Genomic DNA, 16,936 nt, shown 5'->3' on the forward strand with positions numbered 1-16,936 from the left:
GCCGGAACGTCGACCGAGCCTGCGCCCGCGCGGCCCCGGGCCGGCAGGGTGCGCGGCGTGCGCCGGGCGGCGACGCTCCCAGCGGATCCGGGTGCTGGTTCCCGGGCGGACCGGGGGTCTGGGCTGCGAAGATCTCCAGCCATGACGACCGTCCCGGCCCTGGTGCGCGCCTCGGCGGTGACGGTCGTCGTCATCGGCCTCGCGGTCGCCGCGGCGGCGCTCGGTCTCGACCTCGCCGACCGTGACCACGAGGCTGTCGTGGGCCGCGGCTGGGTGGGGGCGGTGCCCGGCACGATCCTCGTGGTGACCGGCGGCGTGCTCCTGGGGCAAGTGGGGATCCACCGGATCGCCGTCGCGCTCACCGCGGCCGGGTGCTGGCTCTCCGGCTGCGGCCTGGCGGCGGCGTGGGTCAACCACGCCGTCCTCCTCGACCGGTACGACGGCCTGCTCGACCTCGCGCTCGTCGTCAACCAGCGCCTCTCGACCCTCGCCTACGTCGCGCTGCCACTCGTCCTCGCCGCCTTCCCCGACGGCCGGCTGCCCCGTCCCCGCACGGCCCGCGCACTGGCGGTCACCGGGGTGGCGCTCGCGGCGGCACCCGCCGTCGTCCGGGTGGCGATGCCGTGGTCGGCCTTCGACCCGGCCTTCGGCGTCGCGCCGTGGCTGGTCCGGACCCGCTCCGACGGAGCCTGGGGGCTGCCGCTGGATGACGCGACGTGGCACCTGCTCGGGATCCTGAGCGGCTGGTCGCTCGCCCTCTGCGTCCCGGTCAGCGCGCTGGGCCTGGTGCTGCGGGCCCGCGACGCCGACCCGCTCACCCGGCTCCAGCTGCGCTGGATCACCTGGGCCGGCACGGTCTCGGGCCTGCTCCTGCTCGGCTCGGCGGTGCTGCTCCCCTATGGCGTCACCGTCGTCGCACTCACCGGTTGCGTCGCCGCGGTGAGCGTCGCGATCTGGGTGGCCGTGGGCCGGCACGGGCTCTACGGCGTCGACCAGGTGATGACGTGGACCCTCGTCTACGGCGTCCTGGCCGGCAGCGTGATCGCCGTCGACGCGCTCCTCGTCGCGGCGCTGGGCCGGGCGGTCGGCGACGAGCGGCTCGTCATGGTCGCGGTGGCGATCGTGCTCCTCGTCTACGCCCCGCTGCGCGAGCAGCTGCTGGCCGGCGTGCGCCGCCTCGTGGCCGGGCGGCGCGGGGATCCCTACGGCGCGGTCTCAGCACTCGCCGACAGCCTGGAGACGGCCGAGGACGTGGACACCCAGCTGTCCCGGCTGGCCACCGCCGTCGCGCAGACCTTCGCGACGTCGTACGTCGAGGTGCGGGTCGAGCTGCCCGGCGGCGACCGGCTGAGCGCGGTGCACGGCGCGCCCACCGCCCGCACGGTGACCCTGCCGATCAGCACCCGCGACGAGGTGATCGGCGCGATCGAGCTCGCGCCGGGACGGGCCCGGCTCAGTCCGCGGGACCAGCGGCTGCTCACCGACCTCATCCGGCACGCCACGACGGCGGTCCGGGCGACATCGGCGAGCCGCGCGCTCGAGGAGATCCGCGACGAGCTCGTCGCCTCACGCGAGGCGGAGCGCCGTACCCTCCGCCGGGACCTGCACGACGGCCTCGGCCCCCAGCTCGCGGCGATCAAGCTGCGCATCGAGGCCGCCGGCAACCTCGCCGCCGCCGACCCGGACGGCTCCCAGGTGCTGCTCGGCGAGGCCACCCACGCCATCACCGGCGCGGTCGAGGAGATCCGGCGGCTCAGCCGCGGCCTGGGCCCCGCGGCGGTCGAGGACGTCGGCCTGGTCCGCGCGCTGGAGCAGCTCGCCAGCCGGTTCGACGCCACCTTGACCTGCGCCGGCTTCTCCCCCGACGCCCCGCTCCCGCCGGCCCACGAGGTCGCGCTCTACCGGATCGTCGGCGAGGCACTGACCAACGCCCGCCGCCACGCCGCGGCCTCCGAGGTCCGGGTCGAGCTGGTCCGCGACGCCGCCGGGGTGACCGCGCGGATCGGTGACAACGGTCGCGGGCTGCCGCCCGACGCCCCGGCCGGCGTGGGCATCCGCTCGATGCGCGCCCGGGCCCAGGAGCTGGGCGGGCGGCTCGACGTACGCTCCGGACCGCGAGGATGCGTCGTGACCGCCCTGCTCCCGGAGGTTCACCCATGACTGCCGCACCGATCCGGATCGTGCTCGTCGACGACCACCCCGTCTACCGCGACGGCCTCGGCGTGCTGCTCGGCTCGCTGCCCGGCCTGGAGGTCGTGGGCGTGGCCGGTGACGGCGCCGAAGCCGTGGCCGTCGTCGAGGACGTCGCCCCCGACGTCGTCGTCATGGACATCGCGATGCCCGTGCTCGACGGGATCGCCGCCACGCGGCGGCTCCTCGAGGACCGCCCGGACCTCGGCATCCTGCTGCTCACCATGTCCGAGGACGACGAGACCGTCTTCGACGGGCTGCGCGCCGGCGCCCGCGGCTTCGTCCTCAAGGGCGCCGACCAGGACGACATCTCCCGTGCCATCCGCGCGGTCGCCGGCGGCGACGCGATCCTCGGCTCGGGGCTCGCGAATCGGATCGCCGGGTACGTCGAGGCCGCCGCCGCGGGCGCCGCCGGCGCTGCCCCCTTCCCCGAGCTCACTCCGCGGGAGCGGGAGATCCTCGACCACATCGCGGCCGGCCGGAGCAACGGCCAGATCGCGGCGTCGCTCTACCTCTCGCCCAAGACGGTCAGCAACAACATCTCCTCGATCTTCGCCAAGCTCCACGTCGAGGGCCGCGCCGAGGCGATCGTCAAGGCCCGCGAGGCCGGGCTCGGGCGCCTCTGAGGACAGGTCAGGGAGCCCGCTCCCGGCGGGCCGGGAACCGGCACCCTGCCGGCCCGGGGGTGCCCGGCCCGAGGGTCGTCGTACGGCCGCGAGCGCGGTCGCGTCCACCCCGAGGAGACCTCCATGATCCGCCTGACCGCCGGCCTCGCCGCCGCGGCGATCCTGCTCACCGCGGCGCCGGCCGGCGCCGCCGAGACCGCCGCCCCGACCGCCGCCGACGACGACCTCCAGCCGCCGACCATCACCATCACCACCCCTGCCGGCGTCGTCGACGGCTGGTCGACGGCGGCGTTCGACGTCACCGTCCGGGTCAGCGACACCGGCGGCTCGGGCCTGGCCGGCTCCGAGTGGGAACTGAGCGGCGCGACCGGCGGGTCCGGCTCGATCCACGGCAGCACACTGACCACGATCCCGATCACGGGCGCCGGACCCACCACGCTCACCGTCACCTCCCGCGACCGGGCCGGCAACGAGACCACGCGCGGCGTCGACCTCGGCGTCGACACCGCCGCTCCCTCGATCATGCTCGGCCCGAACCTGCGCTCGATCGACCAGACCACGGTCGCTCCCGGCACCAAGGTCGTCGCCGACTTCGAGTGCGTCGACGCCGAGTCCGGTATCGCCGCGTGCACCGCGGCCGTGCTGCCCGGCCAGGTCGTCGACACCGACGCGATCCCGGGCCGCGCGCTCGTCATCCACGCCAAGGACAAGGTCGGCCGCACCAGCCAGTACACCGTCTCCTGGGCCACCGACCTCCAGACCTTCACCCTGGCCGAGCCGCTCGCGTTCACCGGATCGGCCACGGTCGGCGACCGGATCACCGTCCGGCCGCCGTCGTTCTCACCGGCCCCGGACACGATCAGCTACCAGTGGCTCCTCGACGGTCAGCCGGTTCCCGGCGCGACGGGCACCTCCCTCGGCTTCGGCCCGGCCGAGCGGGACCGCACCGTCACCCTCCAGGTGCGCCCGCACCGCAACGGCTACGCCGACAGCCCGTTCACCAGCACTCCCGTCCGCGTCGCCGGGAGGACCATCCAGCTCAACGGCGAGGTCACCGTCGAGGGCATCCGCCGTCCCGGCCACCCCCTCACCGCCACCGTCACCGGGCTCTTCGACCCGAGCGACGTCACCCTCACCTACCGCTGGTTCCGCGACAGCGTGCTCCACCCGATCCCCGGCGCCACCTCGGCGACCTACACGCCGACTCCCGGCGACGCCGGCCAGCGCCTGATCGCCCGGGTCGTCGCGGACGCGCCCGGGCACAAGACCTTCACCGCCGAGCGCACCGTCGAGGTCGGGTTCAACGAGCTCGCCGCCCTCGGCAACCCCGGCGTGACCGGCACCCCCCGCGTCGGTGCGGTCCTCACCGCGGTCGCGCCCTCCTACACGCCCACCGCGACCGTCTCCTACCAGTGGCTGCGCGGCGGTACGCCGATCAGCCGGGCCACCGGGGCGTCGTACCGGCTGACGGGAGCCGACACCGGCGCCCGCATCACCGTCCGCATCGTCGCCCGCGCCGACGGCTTCCGCGACCACGTCGGGACCGCCCTGCCGACCGCTCCCGTCGCCCGCGCGGCCGCCACCGTGACGGTGCGCGCCCAGGCGCGCCGCGGCGGAGTGGTGGTGCTGACCGTGACCGTCCGCGCTCCCGGCGTTCTTCCGAGCGGTGTCGTGAAGGTGCGCCGCGGGCCCGTCGTCCGGCTCACCCAGGGCACCGCCCGCATCCGGCTGGCCAAGCAGCCGCGGGGCAAGGCGACCTATACCGTCACGTACGGCGGCGACGCCGGCGTCGGCACCGCCTCGGCGAAGGTCCGGGTCAAGGTCCGCTGACCCGCCGGCGAGGGGCCCGCGCGGGTCAGGAGACGCCCGCGGGCCCCTCGTCCAGCAGCACCTTGAACGCCGCCTCGTCGAGCACCGGAACGCCGAGCTGCTCGGCCTTCTCGGCCTTGGACCCGGCGTTCTCGCCGACCACGACGTAGTCGGTCTTCTTCGACACCGACCCCGCGGCCTTGCCGCCGCGCGACAGGATCGCCTCCTTGGCCGAGTCCCGGGAGAACTCCTCGAGCGAGCCGGTGACCACGATGGTGAGGCCCTCGAGCGTGCGGGCCACGGACTCGTCGCGCTCGTCGGCCATCGCCACGCCGTCGCGCTCCCACGCGTCGACGATCGCGGTGTGCCACGGGACGCCGAACCACTCGATGACGGCCGCGGCGATGGTCGGGCCGACGCCCTCGGCGGCGGCGAGCGCCTCCTCGGTCGCCTCGCGGATCGCGGTCATCGAGCCGAACTCGGTGGCCAGCGCGCGGGCCGCGGTGGGGCCGACGTGGCGGATCGAGAGCGCCACGAGCACCCGCCAGAGCGGGACCTTGGCCTTGCGCTCGCCGAGGTTGTCGAGGAGCTTGCGGCCGTTGGCCGAGAGCTGGAGGCCCTCCTCGTCCTTCTTGGGCGCGCGGGTGAAGAGCGCGGTGGAGCGCAGCTGGTCCTCGGTGAGCGAGAAGATGTCGCCCTCGTTGGTGATCGCGCCCGACTCGAGCAGCGCGACAGCCGCCTCGTACCCGAGGCCCTCGATGTCGAAGGCACCGCGCCCGGCGACGTGGAATACCCGCTCGCGCACCTGGGCCGGGCAGTGCTCGTGGTTGGGGCAGCGGCGGTCCTTGTCGCCCTCCTTCTGCTCGACCAGGGTCGTGCCGCAGGAGGGGCACTCGGTCGGCATCACCCAGGCCGGCAGGCCCTCGGGGCGCAGCGCGAGCACCGGCCCGACGATCTCGGGGATGACGTCGCCTGCCTTGCGCAGGATCACGGTGTCACCGGGGCGGACGTCCTTGCGGGCCACCTCGTAGCCGTTGTGCAGCGTGGCCATCTCGACCGTGGAGCCGGCCACCTTGACCGGCCGCATCACGCCGTACGGCGTCACCCGGCCGGTGCGTCCGGTGTTGACCTCGATGCCGAGCAGCTCGGTGTTGACCTCCTCGGGCGGGTACTTGTAGGCGATCGCCCAGCGCGGAGCCCGGCTGGTCGAGCCGAGCCGGCGCTGCAGCGCGACGTCGTCGACCTTGACCACGACACCGTCGATCTCGTAGGGCACCAGGCTGTGCCGCTTCTCGCCCGCGTTGGCGATGTACCCCTCGACGTCGGCCAGCGCCGGCAGCACCTTGACCTGCTCGGAGACCGGCAGCCCCCAGGCCGCGAGGGCGCGGTAGGCCTCGGACTGCGCGCTCGGCTCGAAGCCCTCGCGCGCGCCGATGCCGTGGCAGACCATGCCGAGGGCGCGGGTCGCGGTGACCCGCGGGTCCTTCTGGCGCAGCGAGCCGGCCGCGGCGTTGCGCGGGTTGGCGAAGGCGGGCTTGCCGGCCTCGGTCATCGCCACGTTGAGCGCCTCGAAGGCCTCGACGGGCAGGAACACCTCGCCGCGCACCTCGACCAGCGCCGGCACCGGGAACTCGTCGGTCCCGCTCAGCCGGTGCGGCACCGAGGCGATCGTCTTGACGTTGGGGGTCACGTCCTCGCCGGTGCGCCCGTCGCCGCGGGTCAACGCCCGCACCAGCCGGCCCTGCTCGTAGAGCAGGTTGATCGCCAGGCCGTCGACCTTGAGCTCGCACAGCAGCGCCGGCTCGCTGATCCCGTCCCGGCCGAGCCGGGCGTACCAGGCCCCCAGCTCCTCGTAGGAGAAGGCGTTGTCGAGGCTCTCCATCCGCTGCAGGTGGTCGACCGCGGTGAACTCCGTCGACACCGCGCCCCCGACCTTCTGGGTCGGCGAGTCGGGGGTGCGCAGCTCGGCGTACTGCTCCTCGAGCTCCTCGAGCCGCCGCATCCGTGCGTCGAAGTCGGCGTCGGAGAGCGTCGGGTCGTCGAGGACGTAGTAGCGCCAGCGCGCCTCCTCGATCTCGTCGGTGATCGTGGCGTGCTCCTCCCGGGCCTCGGGCGGTACGACGGGGAGGTCGGCGGCGTCGCTCATGGCGCGCATTCTTCCGCGTCGCGCCGACACTGTCGCGGGCGGCTCGCGGCGTCGCGCCGTCCCGCTGCCGGTGTCGCGCGGATCACAGTGGTCTCCTGGTTGCCATGATTGAAACGAAACCGTACCGTTTCATCCATGGTCCCTCGACTCAGCCGCCGTGAGGCGACGACCCGTCCCCGCGTCGAGGGCAACCGCGAGCAGGAGATCCTCGACGCGACCCTCGCGGTCCTCGTCGACATGGGGTACGACCGGCTCACCATGGACGCCGTGGCCACCAAGGCCAAGGCGTCCAAGGCCACGCTCTACCGCCGTTGGGAGGGCAAGGCCGCCCTGGTGATCGATGCGCTCATGTCGCAGAAGACACCGCTCGAGGTCCCCACCGACACCGGCAGCCTGCGCGGTGACCTGCTGGCCGTCTTCTGCGGTTCCGGTGGCCTGACCGACGACCACCAGACCTCGATCCTCGGCAGCGTCGTCACGGCCATCGGCCGCGACGCCGAGTTCGCGGCCGCCTTCCGCGAGCGCTTCGTCGGCCCCAAGGTCGACGTGGCCCGCCAGATCTACCAGCGCGCGCACGATCGGGGCGAGCTGCGCGACGACCTCGACCTGGAGATCCTCTCCGCCGCCCTCCCGGGCATCGTCCTGCACCGCATGTTCCTGCTCGGCGAGCCCGCTACCCCTGACCTGATCGCCCGCGTCGTCGACCAGGTGATCCTCCCTGCCGCCACCCGCGGCTGAATCTCTCCTCACACCCGAAGGAACCCTCGTGACCGACATCAAGTCCTCGGACGCGCCGGATGACATGTCGGCGTCGCAACCCGACGCCGTCGACGGCCCGTCCTCCCCCGGCCACCTCGGCTGGGCGCTCGTGCTGATCTGCATGGCGCAGCTGATGGTGGTGCTCGACAGCACCATCGCCAACATCGCCCTGCCCTACATCGGCACCGACCTCAAGATCGACCCGTCCAACCTGTCCTGGGTCGTCACCGGGTACGCCCTGGCCTTCGGCGGCCTGCTCCTGCTGGGCGGCCGGCTGGGTGACCTCTTCGGCCGCCGCCGCGTCTTCATGGCCGGCGTCGCGCTGTTCGCGATCGCCTCCGCCCTGGGCGGTGTCGCCCAGAACGAGGCGATGCTGCTCGGCTCCCGTGGCCTCCAGGGCCTCGGCGCGGCGCTCGCCTCGCCGACCGCGCTCGCGCTCATCACCACGACCTTCCCGGCCGGTCCCCAGCGCAACCGCGCGTTCTCGGTCTTCGCCGCCATGTCCGGCATCGGTGCCGCGATCGGCCTGGTCCTCGGTGGCTGGCTGACCGACCTCGACCCCGCCTGGGGCTGGCGCCTGACCTTCCTGATCAACGTGCCGATCGGCCTCCTCGCGGCGTACTTCGCCCCGAAGCTGCTGCCCGACACCGACCACCACGCCGGTTCGCTCGACCTGCCCGGCGCCATCCTCGGCACCGGCGGTCTGCTGGCCCTGGTCTACGGCATCACCCGCACCAGCAACGTCGACCCCGACACGATCACCGCGCTCAACCCGCACGGCACCAGCTACGGCTGGGGTGACCCGGTCGCCGTCACCGCGATGGTGCTGGGCGTCCTCGCCCTGGTCGCGTTCATCTTCGTCGAGCGCCGCGTCTCCAACCCGCTGATGCCGCTGTCGATCTTCGCCAACCGCAACCGCGCGGTCGCCTTCGTCTCGATGATGATCACGCCCGCGGCGATGTTCGCGATGTTCTTCTTCCTCTCGCTCTACGTCCAGAACGTGATGGGCTACTCCCCGCTCAAGACCGGCTTCGCCTTCCTGCCCTTCGCGGTCGGCATGGTCTTCGGTGCGACGGCGTCGTCCAAGCTCGTCTCCAAGGTCGACCCGCGCGTCCTGGCCGGCACCGGCACGATCCTCGCCGGCATCGCGCTGTTCTTCTTCTCCCGGATCGAGTTCGGCAGCGAGAACTACTGGACCGACATCGCGCCGTTCGTCGTCCTGATGTCGATCGGCATGGGCCTGACCTTCGTCCCGATGACGCTGGTCGCCGTCCACGGCGTCCGCACCCAGGACGCCGGTATCGGCTCCGGTGTCCTCAACACCATGCAGCAGGTCGGTGGCGCGCTCGGTCTCGCCACGCTCTCGGCGGTGGCGTCGCACTTCACCACCGAGAAGCTCGCCGACCTCGCGACCGGCAACCCGACCAACCCGGCCAACGGCCTGATCGCGTTCGCCGACGGTGCCACGCACGCCTTCCTCGTCGGCGCGTTCATGATCTGGACCGCGTCGCTGATCGTGTGGCTGCTGCTCAGCGTCAAGCACACCGAGCTCGCCACGGACGCGCCTGAGGGCGTCCACGTCGGCTGAGGTCTAGCCGCCCAGCGAACGGGCCACCGAGCGAACGAGCTCGGTGGCCCGTCGTGCGTCCCGGGCGGTGCTCCCCGCCAGTCCGCAGGCGGGCGTGACGACCAGCCCGCCGCCGACGACCTCGGGGTCGAGGCCGAGCATGTCGAGCCAGCGCAGCACCCGCTCGACGACCTCCTTGTCGCCGGGCAGCTCCCCCGCCGTCGGTACGACGCCCAGCGCGATCGTGTCGCCCGCCTCGAGCGCCTCGGCGGCCGCGTCGTGCCCGTCGGCGTCGAGCAGCGCGAGGTCGAGCATCACGCCGCGCGCCCCGGCCCCCCGCAGCAGCCCGATCGGCACGCCGGGCGCGCAGCAGTGCACCCACGGCTCCGCACCGGCGTCGCGGATCGCGTCGAGCACCCAGCCCAGCGCCTCGCTGGCCTCGGGCGGGTGGATCATCCGGTGCTTGCCGAAGCCCGACGCCGTCGGGATCGCGGCGGCCAGCACGGCCGGCAGCGCCGGCTCGTCGAGCTGGACCACGAGCGACGCGGCCGCGGGCAGCCGGCGGCGCAGGTCCGCGACGTGGTCGGTGACCGCGACGGCCAGGGCCTGGGCGAGCTCGCGGCGCGCGCCGTGGTCGGCGAGCAGCTTGTCGCCGCGCGGGCGCTCGACCGTGGCGGCCAGCGTCCAGGGGCCGGTCAGCTGGGTCTTGAAGGCGCCCGTGTGGCCGGCCGCCTGCTCCTCGACGGCGTCGAGGTCCTGGGCCAGCAGGCTGCGGGCGCGCCGCTGGTCGAGGGGCGGGGCTCCGGCCGAGCCGGTCAGCCGCCAGCCGGCGGGCTGGAGGTCGGCGTCGAGCTCGGCGACCAGGCCGAGGGTGCGGCCGATCATGCCGGCCGGGGCGCCGCGGCCGGGCACCTCGGGCACGTAGCCGATCCCGTGCTCGTCGGCGGCCACCTCGCCCAGGACGACGGCCAGCGCCTCGTCGAGGTCGCGCTGCTCGGTGCCCGGGAACGAACCGATCCCGGTCGCCCTCACGTGCCGACCCGGTGGGTCGCGGTGATGGTGGCGGAGCCGACGACCCTGGTGCCGTCGTACACGACGACGGCCTGGCCGGGGGCGATCCCCTCGGCGTGGTCGAGCAGGTCGACGACGAGACCGTCCTCCCCCACCCGGACCACGGCTCGGTGCTCCGCACCGTGCGCCCGCAGCTGGACGCTCACCGCGTCGCCCGCCAGGACCGTGCCGGCCGGAAGCGCGGCACCGCACCAGCGGACCCGGTCCCCGCGCACCTGGTCGACCGCGAGCCGCTCGCGCGGACCCACCGTGACCGTGCCCGAGACCGGCTCGATGTCGAGCACGTAGCGCGCCCGTCCGTCGGGCGCGGGGTGCCCGAGCCGCAGTCCCTTGCGCTGCCCGATCGTGTAGGCATAGGTGCCGGCGTGGTGACCCACGACCTCGCCGGTCTCGTCGTCGCGGATCTCGCCGCCCTGGTTGGGCGCGCGGTCGCCGAGCTTCTCGCGCAGCCAGCCGGCGTTGTCGCCGTCGGCCACGAAGCAGATGTCGTGGCTGTCGGGCTTGTCCGCGACGAGCAGCCCGCGGGCGGCGGCCTCGGCGCGCACCTGCGGCTTCGGGGTGTCGCCGAGCGGAAACAGCGAGTGGCGCAGCTGCTGCTCGTCGAGGACGCCGAGCACGTAGGACTGGTCCTTGGCCGCGTCGACCGCGCGGTGCAGCTCGATCGCGCCGTCGGACGACGTACGGACGGTCGCGTAGTGGCCGGTCGCGACGGCGTCGAAGCCCAGCGCCAGCGCCTTGTCGAGGACGGCGGCGAACTTGATCTTCTCGTTGCAGCGCAGGCACGGGTTGGGGGTCTGCCCGGCGGCGTAGGTGTCCATGAAGTCCTCGACCACATCGGTGTGGAAGCGGTCGGAGAGGTCCCAGACGTAGAACGGGATGCCGATCACGTCGGCCGCGCGGCGGGCGTCGTTGGCATCCTCGATGGTGCAGCAGCCCCGGGCGCCGGTGCGGTAGGACTTGGGGTTGCGCGAGAGTGCGAGGTGGATGCCGGTCACCTCGTGGCCGGCCTCGGCGGCGCGCGCGGCGGCGACGGCGGAGTCCACTCCCCCGGACATGGCGGCGACGACCTTCACCGGATCACCTGCCCGAGGTCAGACATGGGCCGCACGCGCGCGCTCGACGCACGGGCCGATCGCCTCGGCGACGGCCGCGACGTCGGCCTCGGTGCTGGTGTGGCCCAGGCTGAACCGCAGCGAGCTGCGCGCCTCGTCGCTGGAGCGGCCCATCCCGAGCAGCACGTGCGAGGGCTGCGGGACACCGGCCGAGCAGGCCGAGCCGGTCGAGCACTCGATGCCGCGGGCGTCGAGGAGCATGAGCAGCGAGTCGCCCTCGCAGCCGGGGAAGCTCAGGTGGACGTTGCCGGGCAGCCGGTCGACGGGGTCGCCGTTGAGGACGGCGTCCGGCACCGCCCGTCGTACGGCGGCCACGAGGTCGTCGCGCAGACCCGCGAGCCGCGCGGCGTGGTCGGCCTGCTGCTTGACCGCGAGCTCGACCGCGGCCGCGAAGCCGGCGATCGCCGGGACGTCGAGGGTGCCGCTGCGCACGTCGCGCTCCTGGCCGCCGCCGTGCAGCTGGGGGGTCAGCGCCACCTCACGCCGTACGACGAGCGCACCGACGCCCTGGGGCCCGCCGACCTTGTGCCCCGACAGCGAGAGCGCGTCGACGCCCGAGGCGGCGAAGTCGACCGGCGTCGCCCCGACCGCTTGGACGGCGTCGGTGTGGACCGGGATGCCGTGCTCGGCGGCGATCGCGACCACCTGGTCGAGCGGCTGGAGCGTGCCGACCTCGTTGTTGGCCCACATCACCGTGATCAGGGCGACCGAGGCCGGGTCGCGCTCGACCGAGGCGCGCAGCGCGTCGACGCGCAGCCGTCCGTCGTCGTCGACCGGCAGCAGCTCGACGTCGGCGCCCTCGTGCTCGGCGAGCCACTCCAGCGGGTCGAGCACGGCGTGGTGCTCGACCGCGGTCGAGAGCACCCGGGTGCGCCGCGGGTCGCCGTCGCGCCGGGACCAGAACAGCCCCTTGACGGCCAGGTTGTCGGCCTCGGTGCCGCCGGAGGTGAAGACCACCTCGCCGGGCCGGCAGCCGAGCGCCTGGGCGACGGTCTCGCGGGACTCCTCGATCACGCGGCGCGCGCGACGTCCGGAGGCGTGCAGCGAGCTGGCGTTGCCGACCTCACGCAGGTGGGCGGTCATCGCCTCCACCGCGACGTCGGTCATCGGCGTCGTCGCGGCGTGGTCGAGGTAGACCGTGCGAACGTCGTTCATGGCGTCTCCAAGGTTAGAGGACGGACACCTCCCGTTCACGCGGGCTCCCTAGCCTCCGACCATGCTTCACGACGTCCGGGCCTACATCGACCGTCTCGGCATCGACGGGCACACCATCGGCGACGACCACGACGACGACCCGGTGCTCATCGACCCGCACGGCAAGGCCGTCGACACCTGGCGCGAGAACTACCCCTACGACGAGCGGCTGCCCCGCGCGGAGTACGACGAGCAGAAGTACCTGCTGCAGGTCGAGCTGCTCAAGTTCCAGGCCTGGGCGCAGGCCACCGGCACCCAGCACGTCATCGTCTTCGAGGGCCGCGACGCCGCCGGCAAGGGCGGCACGATCAAGCGGTTCATGGAGCACCTCAACCCCCGCCACGCCCGTGTCGTCGCGCTGACCAAGCCGAGCGACCGCGAGCAGGGGCAGTGGTACTTCCAGCGCTACGTCCAGCAGCTGCCCACCGCCGGCGAGATCGCCCTGTTCGACCGCAGCTGGTACAACCGCGCGGTCGTCGAGCGGGTGATGGACTTCTGCACCGACGACCAGTACGACACCTTCATGAGGCACGTGCCGTACTTCGAGGAGATGCTCGTCGCGTCCGGCATCACCCTCACCAAGTTCTGGTTCTCGGTGACCCGCTCCGAGCAGCGCACCCGGTTCATCATCCGCCAGGTCGACCCGGTGCGGCAGTGGAAGCTCTCCCCCATGGACCTGGAGTCGCTCGACCGCTGGGCGGCCTACACCGCCGCCAAGGAGGCGATGTTCCGGCGCACCGACACCGACGTCGTGCCCTGGACCACCATCAAGTCCAACGACAAGAAGCGCGCCCGGATCAACGCGATGCGCCACTTCCTCGCCCGCTTCGAGTACGACGGCAAGGACCACGCCGTGGTCGGCCGGCCCGACCCGCTCATCGTGCAGCGCGGGATCGACGCCGTCGGCGACTGAGTCGCGGTCAGCGCTCCCTCAGAGCACGACGAGGTCGTCGCGGTGGATGACCTCGCGCTCGTACGCCGCGCCGAGCTCGCGCTTGAGCTCGCGCGAGGAGCGGCCCAGCAGGTTCGGCACCTCGGCGGCGTCGAAGTTGACCAGGCCGCGGCCCACGACGGTGCCGTCGGGGTCGAGCAGGTCGACCGGGTCACCGGCCGCGAAGTCGCCCTGGACGCCGGTGACGCCCGCGGCGAGCAGCGACGCGCGCCGCTCGACGACCGCCCGCACGGCGCCCGCGTCGAGCACCAGCGCGCCCTTGGCCTCGGTCGCGTGGCGCAGCCACAGCAGCCGGGTGGGCCGGCGCTTGCCGGTGGGGTGGAAGAGCGTGCCCACGGGCTCGCCCGCGAGCGCCGCGCCGGCCCGGTCGGCCGAGGTGAGGACGACGGGGATGCCGGAGCCGGTGGCGATCGCGGCCGCGTCGACCTTGGTCACCATCCCGCCGGTGCCGATGCCGGCCGACCCGGCGGAGCCCACGACGACGTCGGCGAGGTCGGCGTCGGTGCGCACGTCGGTGATGAGCCGGGCACCGGGGCGGCTCGGCGGACCGTCGTACAGGCCGTCGACGTCGGAGAGCAGCACCAGCAGGTCGGCGTGGACCAGGTGCGCGACGAGCGCCGCGAGCCGGTCGTTGTCGCCGAAGCGGATCTCGGTGGTGGCGACCGTGTCGTTCTCGTTGACGATCGGGATGACGCCGAGCTCGAGCAGCTGGGCGAACGTCTGGTGGGCGTTGCGGTAGTGCGAGCGCCGGGTGACGTCGTCGAGGGTGAGCAGCACCTGGCCGGCGATGAGGCCGTGCCGGGCGAGCTCCTCGGTGTAGCGGTGCACGAGCAGGCCCTGCCCGACACTGGCCGCGGCCTGCTGGGCGGCGAGCCCGCGCGGACGGCGCTTGAGGCCCAGCGGGGCCAGGCCGGCCGCGATCGCGCCCGAGGAGACGAGCACGACCTCGGCGCCCCGCTCGCGCGCGGCCGCCAGGACGTCGACCAGCGTGCTGACCTGCGCGGGATCGATGCCCCCGGAGGCGGTGGTCAGCGACGACGAGCCGACCTTGACGACGATGCGACGGGCGGCCGTGACGGCCTCCCGCTCACTCACCGGGATCGTCCTCGAGCCAGTCGTCCTCGTCGGTCGGCGGCTTGACGTCCGGGTCCTGGTCGGAGCCGATCTCGTAGGAGGTCGGTCCGTAGACCTCGGGCTTGTCGATCCGGCGGGCCACGTCGGCGCGGGTCTCGTTCTCGCCGCGGTCGTCCATGTTCTCCTGGATCTCCCGCCGGCGCGAAGCAGCCGGCCGCTCCGCGTGGAAGCGGTCGTCCTCGCCGCGGCGGGACAGGTTCTCGGCGCCCGCGTCGATGCCCGGCTTGAAGTCGAAGACCACCGAGTTGTCGGTGGGCCCGATGAGGACGGCGTCGCCCTCCTCGGCCCCGAGCTGGACCAGCTTGGCCTCGACACCCAGCCGGTTGAGCCGATCGGCGAGGTAGCCGACCGCCTCGTCGTTGCTGAAGTCGGTCTGGCGTACCCAGCGCTCCGGCTTGGTGCCGCGCACCCGCCAGCCCGCGCCGGTGCGCTTGATGGTGAAGCCGTCGTCGTCGATGGCCTTGGGCCGTACGACGATCCGCGCGGGGATCTCGGCGGCCTGGGCACGCCGGGCCTCGTTGACGATCTCGGCCATGGCGTAGATCAGCTCGCGGGTGCCCTCACCGGACACGGCGGAGATCTCGAAGACCCGCAGGCCGCGCTCGCGCAGCTCCTCGACGACCAGCTCGGCGATGCCGCGACCGTCGGGGACGTCGACCTTGTTGAGGGCCACCAGGCGCGGGCGGTCGTCGAGGCCGCCGTACCGGCGCAGCTCGTCCTCGATCACGTCGAGGTCGTCGGCCGGGTTGCGGCCCGGCTCCAGCGTCGCGGTGTCGAGCACGTGGACCAGCGCCGCGCAGCGCTCGATGTGGCGCAGGAAGTCGTGGCCCAGGCCGCGGCCCTCGGCCGCGCCCTCGATCAGGCCGGGCACGTCGGCGACGGTGAAGACGGTCTCGCCGGCGGTGACCACGCCCAGGTTCGGGACCAGCGTGGTGAAGGGGTAGTCGGCGATCTTGGGCCGGGCCCGCGAGATCGCCGCGATCAGGCTGGACTTGCCGGCACTCGGGAAGCCGACCAGGCCGACGTCCGCGACCACCTTGAGCTCGAGGACGACCTCGAGCTCGTCCCCGGGCTCGCCGAGCAGCGCGAAGCCCGGCGCCTTGCGCGACTTCGACGCCAGCGAGGCGTTGCCGAGGCCACCGCGCCCACCCTGGGCGACGACCAGCTCGGTCCCGGGACCGACCAGGTCCGCGATCACCTCGCCGTTGCGGTGCTTGACCACCGTGCCGGCCGGGACGGGCAGCACCAGGTCGGCACCGTGGGCGCCGTTGCGCCGGTCACCGGCCCCGTGGCCGCCGTGCTCGGCACGGCGCTGGGGGCTGTGGTGGTACTCCAGCAGCGTGGTCACGTCGGGGTCGACCCGCAGCACGACCGATCCACCCGGCCCGCCGTTGCCGCCGTCGGGACCACCGAGCGGCTTGAACTTCTCGCGGTGGACCGACGCGACGCCGTTGCCGCCGCGACCGGCGGACACGGACAGGACCACGCGGTCGACGAAGGTGGGAACGGCCATGGGATCAGTCTTTCAGTAGAAAATGGACGAAGGGCGTCCCGGCAACCGGGACGCCCTTCGAAGCCTCAGGTCGAGTGAGCGTCGCTCACTCACCCGGGACGATGTTGACGACCTTGCGGCCGCGCTTCTTGCCGAACTCCACCGCACCGGGGATCAGCGCGAACAGCGTGTCGTCGCCGCCGCGGCCGACACCGGCGCCCGGGTGGAAGTGGGTGCCACGCTGGCGGACGATGATCTCGCCGGCGTTGACGACCTGGCCGCCGAAGCGCTTCACGCCGAGGCGCTGGGCGTTGGAGTCGCGGCCGTTCTTGGTGGACGCCGCGCCCTTCTTGTGTGCCATGTTTCAGTCCTTGGGGTGTCGAGCTGACCGGGGGTCAGAGCTTGATGTCGGTGACCTTGACCTGGGTGTACTTCTGACGGTGACCCTGGCGCTTCTTGTAGCCGGTCTTGTTCTTGTACTTCTGGATGATGATCTTCGGGCCCTTGGTCGCGCCGAGGACCTCGACCGTCACCGCGGCCTTGTCCAGACCGGTGCTCGTCACCTTGTCGCCGTCGACAGCGAGGACGACCGGAAGGGTCAGGGTCTCACCGGCGGGCGTGGAGACCTTGTCGATCTCGATGACGTCGCCGACAGCGACCTTCTCCTGCTTCGATCCTGCGCGCACGATCGCGTACACCACCGGGCTCCTTCTGGTTCAACGTCTAGGTCTACGGCACACTGCGGAATCCCTCGTCGCGAGCCACGTCGCGAGATGCCGGGTGCCAGCAGAACGGAACGCCTCGGCGGCGCACCGACGAACAATGTTACGGGCCGGGCCGGGATCCGCCAAAACGCGGCTCCCGGACCGGGCCCGTCGGGGTGG

Annotated in this window: 14 protein-coding genes; 6 read left to right on the forward strand and 8 right to left on the reverse strand. The window is 73.2% G+C overall.

Annotation, left to right across the window (positions count from 1 at the left end; all coding sequences use genetic code 11):
* Positions 1-141 precede the first annotated feature (141 nt).
* The 3 genes from M0M48_RS16310 to M0M48_RS16320 all read left to right on the forward strand — a co-directional run bounded on the left by M0M48_RS16310 (position 142) and on the right by M0M48_RS16320 (position 4,646).
* The gene (locus M0M48_RS16310) at positions 142-2,160 is read left to right on the forward strand and encodes a sensor histidine kinase (RefSeq protein ID WP_257751941.1); all 2,019 of its coding nucleotides are present in this window, start codon (positions 142-144) and stop codon (positions 2,158-2,160) included.
* Positions 2,157-2,816: a response regulator transcription factor gene (locus M0M48_RS16315; protein WP_257751942.1), complete on the forward strand. Its 660-nt coding sequence runs from the start codon at positions 2,157-2,159 to the stop codon at positions 2,814-2,816. The genes M0M48_RS16310 and M0M48_RS16315 overlap by 4 nt, the downstream gene beginning before the upstream one ends.
* A 123-nt stretch (positions 2,817-2,939) precedes the next feature.
* Positions 2,940-4,646, forward strand: coding sequence for a hypothetical protein (locus M0M48_RS16320; protein WP_257751943.1), 1,707 nt, complete (start codon positions 2,940-2,942; stop codon positions 4,644-4,646).
* A 25-nt stretch (positions 4,647-4,671) separates the two neighbouring features.
* On the opposite strand, the gene ligA is transcribed toward M0M48_RS16320, so the two are convergent.
* Positions 4,672-6,780 (reverse strand): NAD-dependent DNA ligase LigA, encoded by a 2,109-nt coding sequence (gene ligA / locus M0M48_RS16325; protein WP_374585356.1) that lies wholly within the window; start codon positions 6,778-6,780, stop codon positions 4,672-4,674.
* Between the two features lie 126 nt (positions 6,781-6,906).
* On the opposite strand from ligA, the gene M0M48_RS16330 reads away from it, so the two are divergent.
* Together M0M48_RS16330 and M0M48_RS16335 are read left to right on the forward strand one after the other, a co-directional pair.
* Positions 6,907-7,509, forward strand: a complete 603-nt coding sequence (locus M0M48_RS16330; protein WP_215814890.1) for a TetR/AcrR family transcriptional regulator — start codon at positions 6,907-6,909, stop codon at positions 7,507-7,509.
* A gap of 28 nt (positions 7,510-7,537) precedes the next feature.
* Complete coding sequence (locus tag M0M48_RS16335) at positions 7,538-9,118, forward strand: MFS transporter (protein ID WP_257751945.1); 1,581 nt, start codon at positions 7,538-7,540, stop codon at positions 9,116-9,118.
* A gap of 3 nt (positions 9,119-9,121) precedes the next feature.
* Here the strand turns inward: M0M48_RS16335 and M0M48_RS16340 are convergent, their stop codons facing one another.
* From M0M48_RS16340 to M0M48_RS16350, 3 genes are read right to left on the reverse strand one after another with little or no spacing between them, the layout of a single operon-like run.
* Entirely contained in the window at positions 9,122-10,129 is a 1,008-nt protein-coding gene (locus tag M0M48_RS16340) for a methionine synthase (protein WP_215814889.1), read from the reverse strand.
* On the reverse strand, positions 10,126-11,241 hold the full coding sequence (gene mnmA, locus M0M48_RS16345) for a tRNA 2-thiouridine(34) synthase MnmA (RefSeq protein ID WP_257751946.1): 1,116 nt from the start codon (positions 11,239-11,241) through the stop codon (positions 10,126-10,128). Before mnmA ends, M0M48_RS16340 begins: the two co-directional genes overlap by 4 nt.
* Before the next feature lie 18 nt (positions 11,242-11,259).
* Positions 11,260-12,435, reverse strand: coding sequence for a cysteine desulfurase family protein (locus M0M48_RS16350; protein ID WP_215814887.1), 1,176 nt, complete (start codon positions 12,433-12,435; stop codon positions 11,260-11,262).
* A 61-nt stretch (positions 12,436-12,496) separates the two neighbouring features.
* Between M0M48_RS16350 and ppk2 the strand changes: the two genes are divergently transcribed.
* Complete coding sequence (gene ppk2, locus M0M48_RS16355) at positions 12,497-13,387, forward strand: polyphosphate kinase 2 (RefSeq protein WP_257751947.1); 891 nt, start codon at positions 12,497-12,499, stop codon at positions 13,385-13,387.
* 18 nt (positions 13,388-13,405) lie between these two features.
* Here ppk2 and proB read toward each other — a convergent pair whose 3' ends face one another.
* From proB to rplU, 4 genes are all read right to left on the reverse strand, one after another.
* Positions 13,406-14,521 (reverse strand): glutamate 5-kinase, encoded by a 1,116-nt coding sequence (gene proB, locus M0M48_RS16360; RefSeq protein WP_257751948.1) that lies wholly within the window; start codon positions 14,519-14,521, stop codon positions 13,406-13,408.
* Positions 14,514-16,073: a GTPase ObgE gene (gene obgE, locus M0M48_RS16365; RefSeq protein WP_215814884.1), complete on the reverse strand. Its 1,560-nt coding sequence runs from the start codon at positions 16,071-16,073 to the stop codon at positions 14,514-14,516. The genes proB and obgE overlap by 8 nt, the downstream gene beginning before the upstream one ends.
* Before the next feature lie 85 nt (positions 16,074-16,158).
* Positions 16,159-16,413, reverse strand: a complete 255-nt coding sequence (rpmA, locus tag M0M48_RS16370) for a 50S ribosomal protein L27 (RefSeq protein WP_215814883.1) — start codon at positions 16,411-16,413, stop codon at positions 16,159-16,161.
* Positions 16,414-16,447: 34 nt separating this feature from the next.
* A complete protein-coding gene (gene rplU, locus M0M48_RS16375) occupies positions 16,448-16,750 on the reverse strand; it encodes a 50S ribosomal protein L21 (protein ID WP_215814882.1) in 303 nt (100 codons plus the stop codon).
* Between the last annotated feature and the right edge of the window lie 186 nt (positions 16,751-16,936).

The organism is Pimelobacter simplex, assembly GCF_024662235.1.
Taxonomy (GTDB): Bacteria; Actinomycetota; Actinomycetes; order Propionibacteriales; family Nocardioidaceae; genus Nocardioides.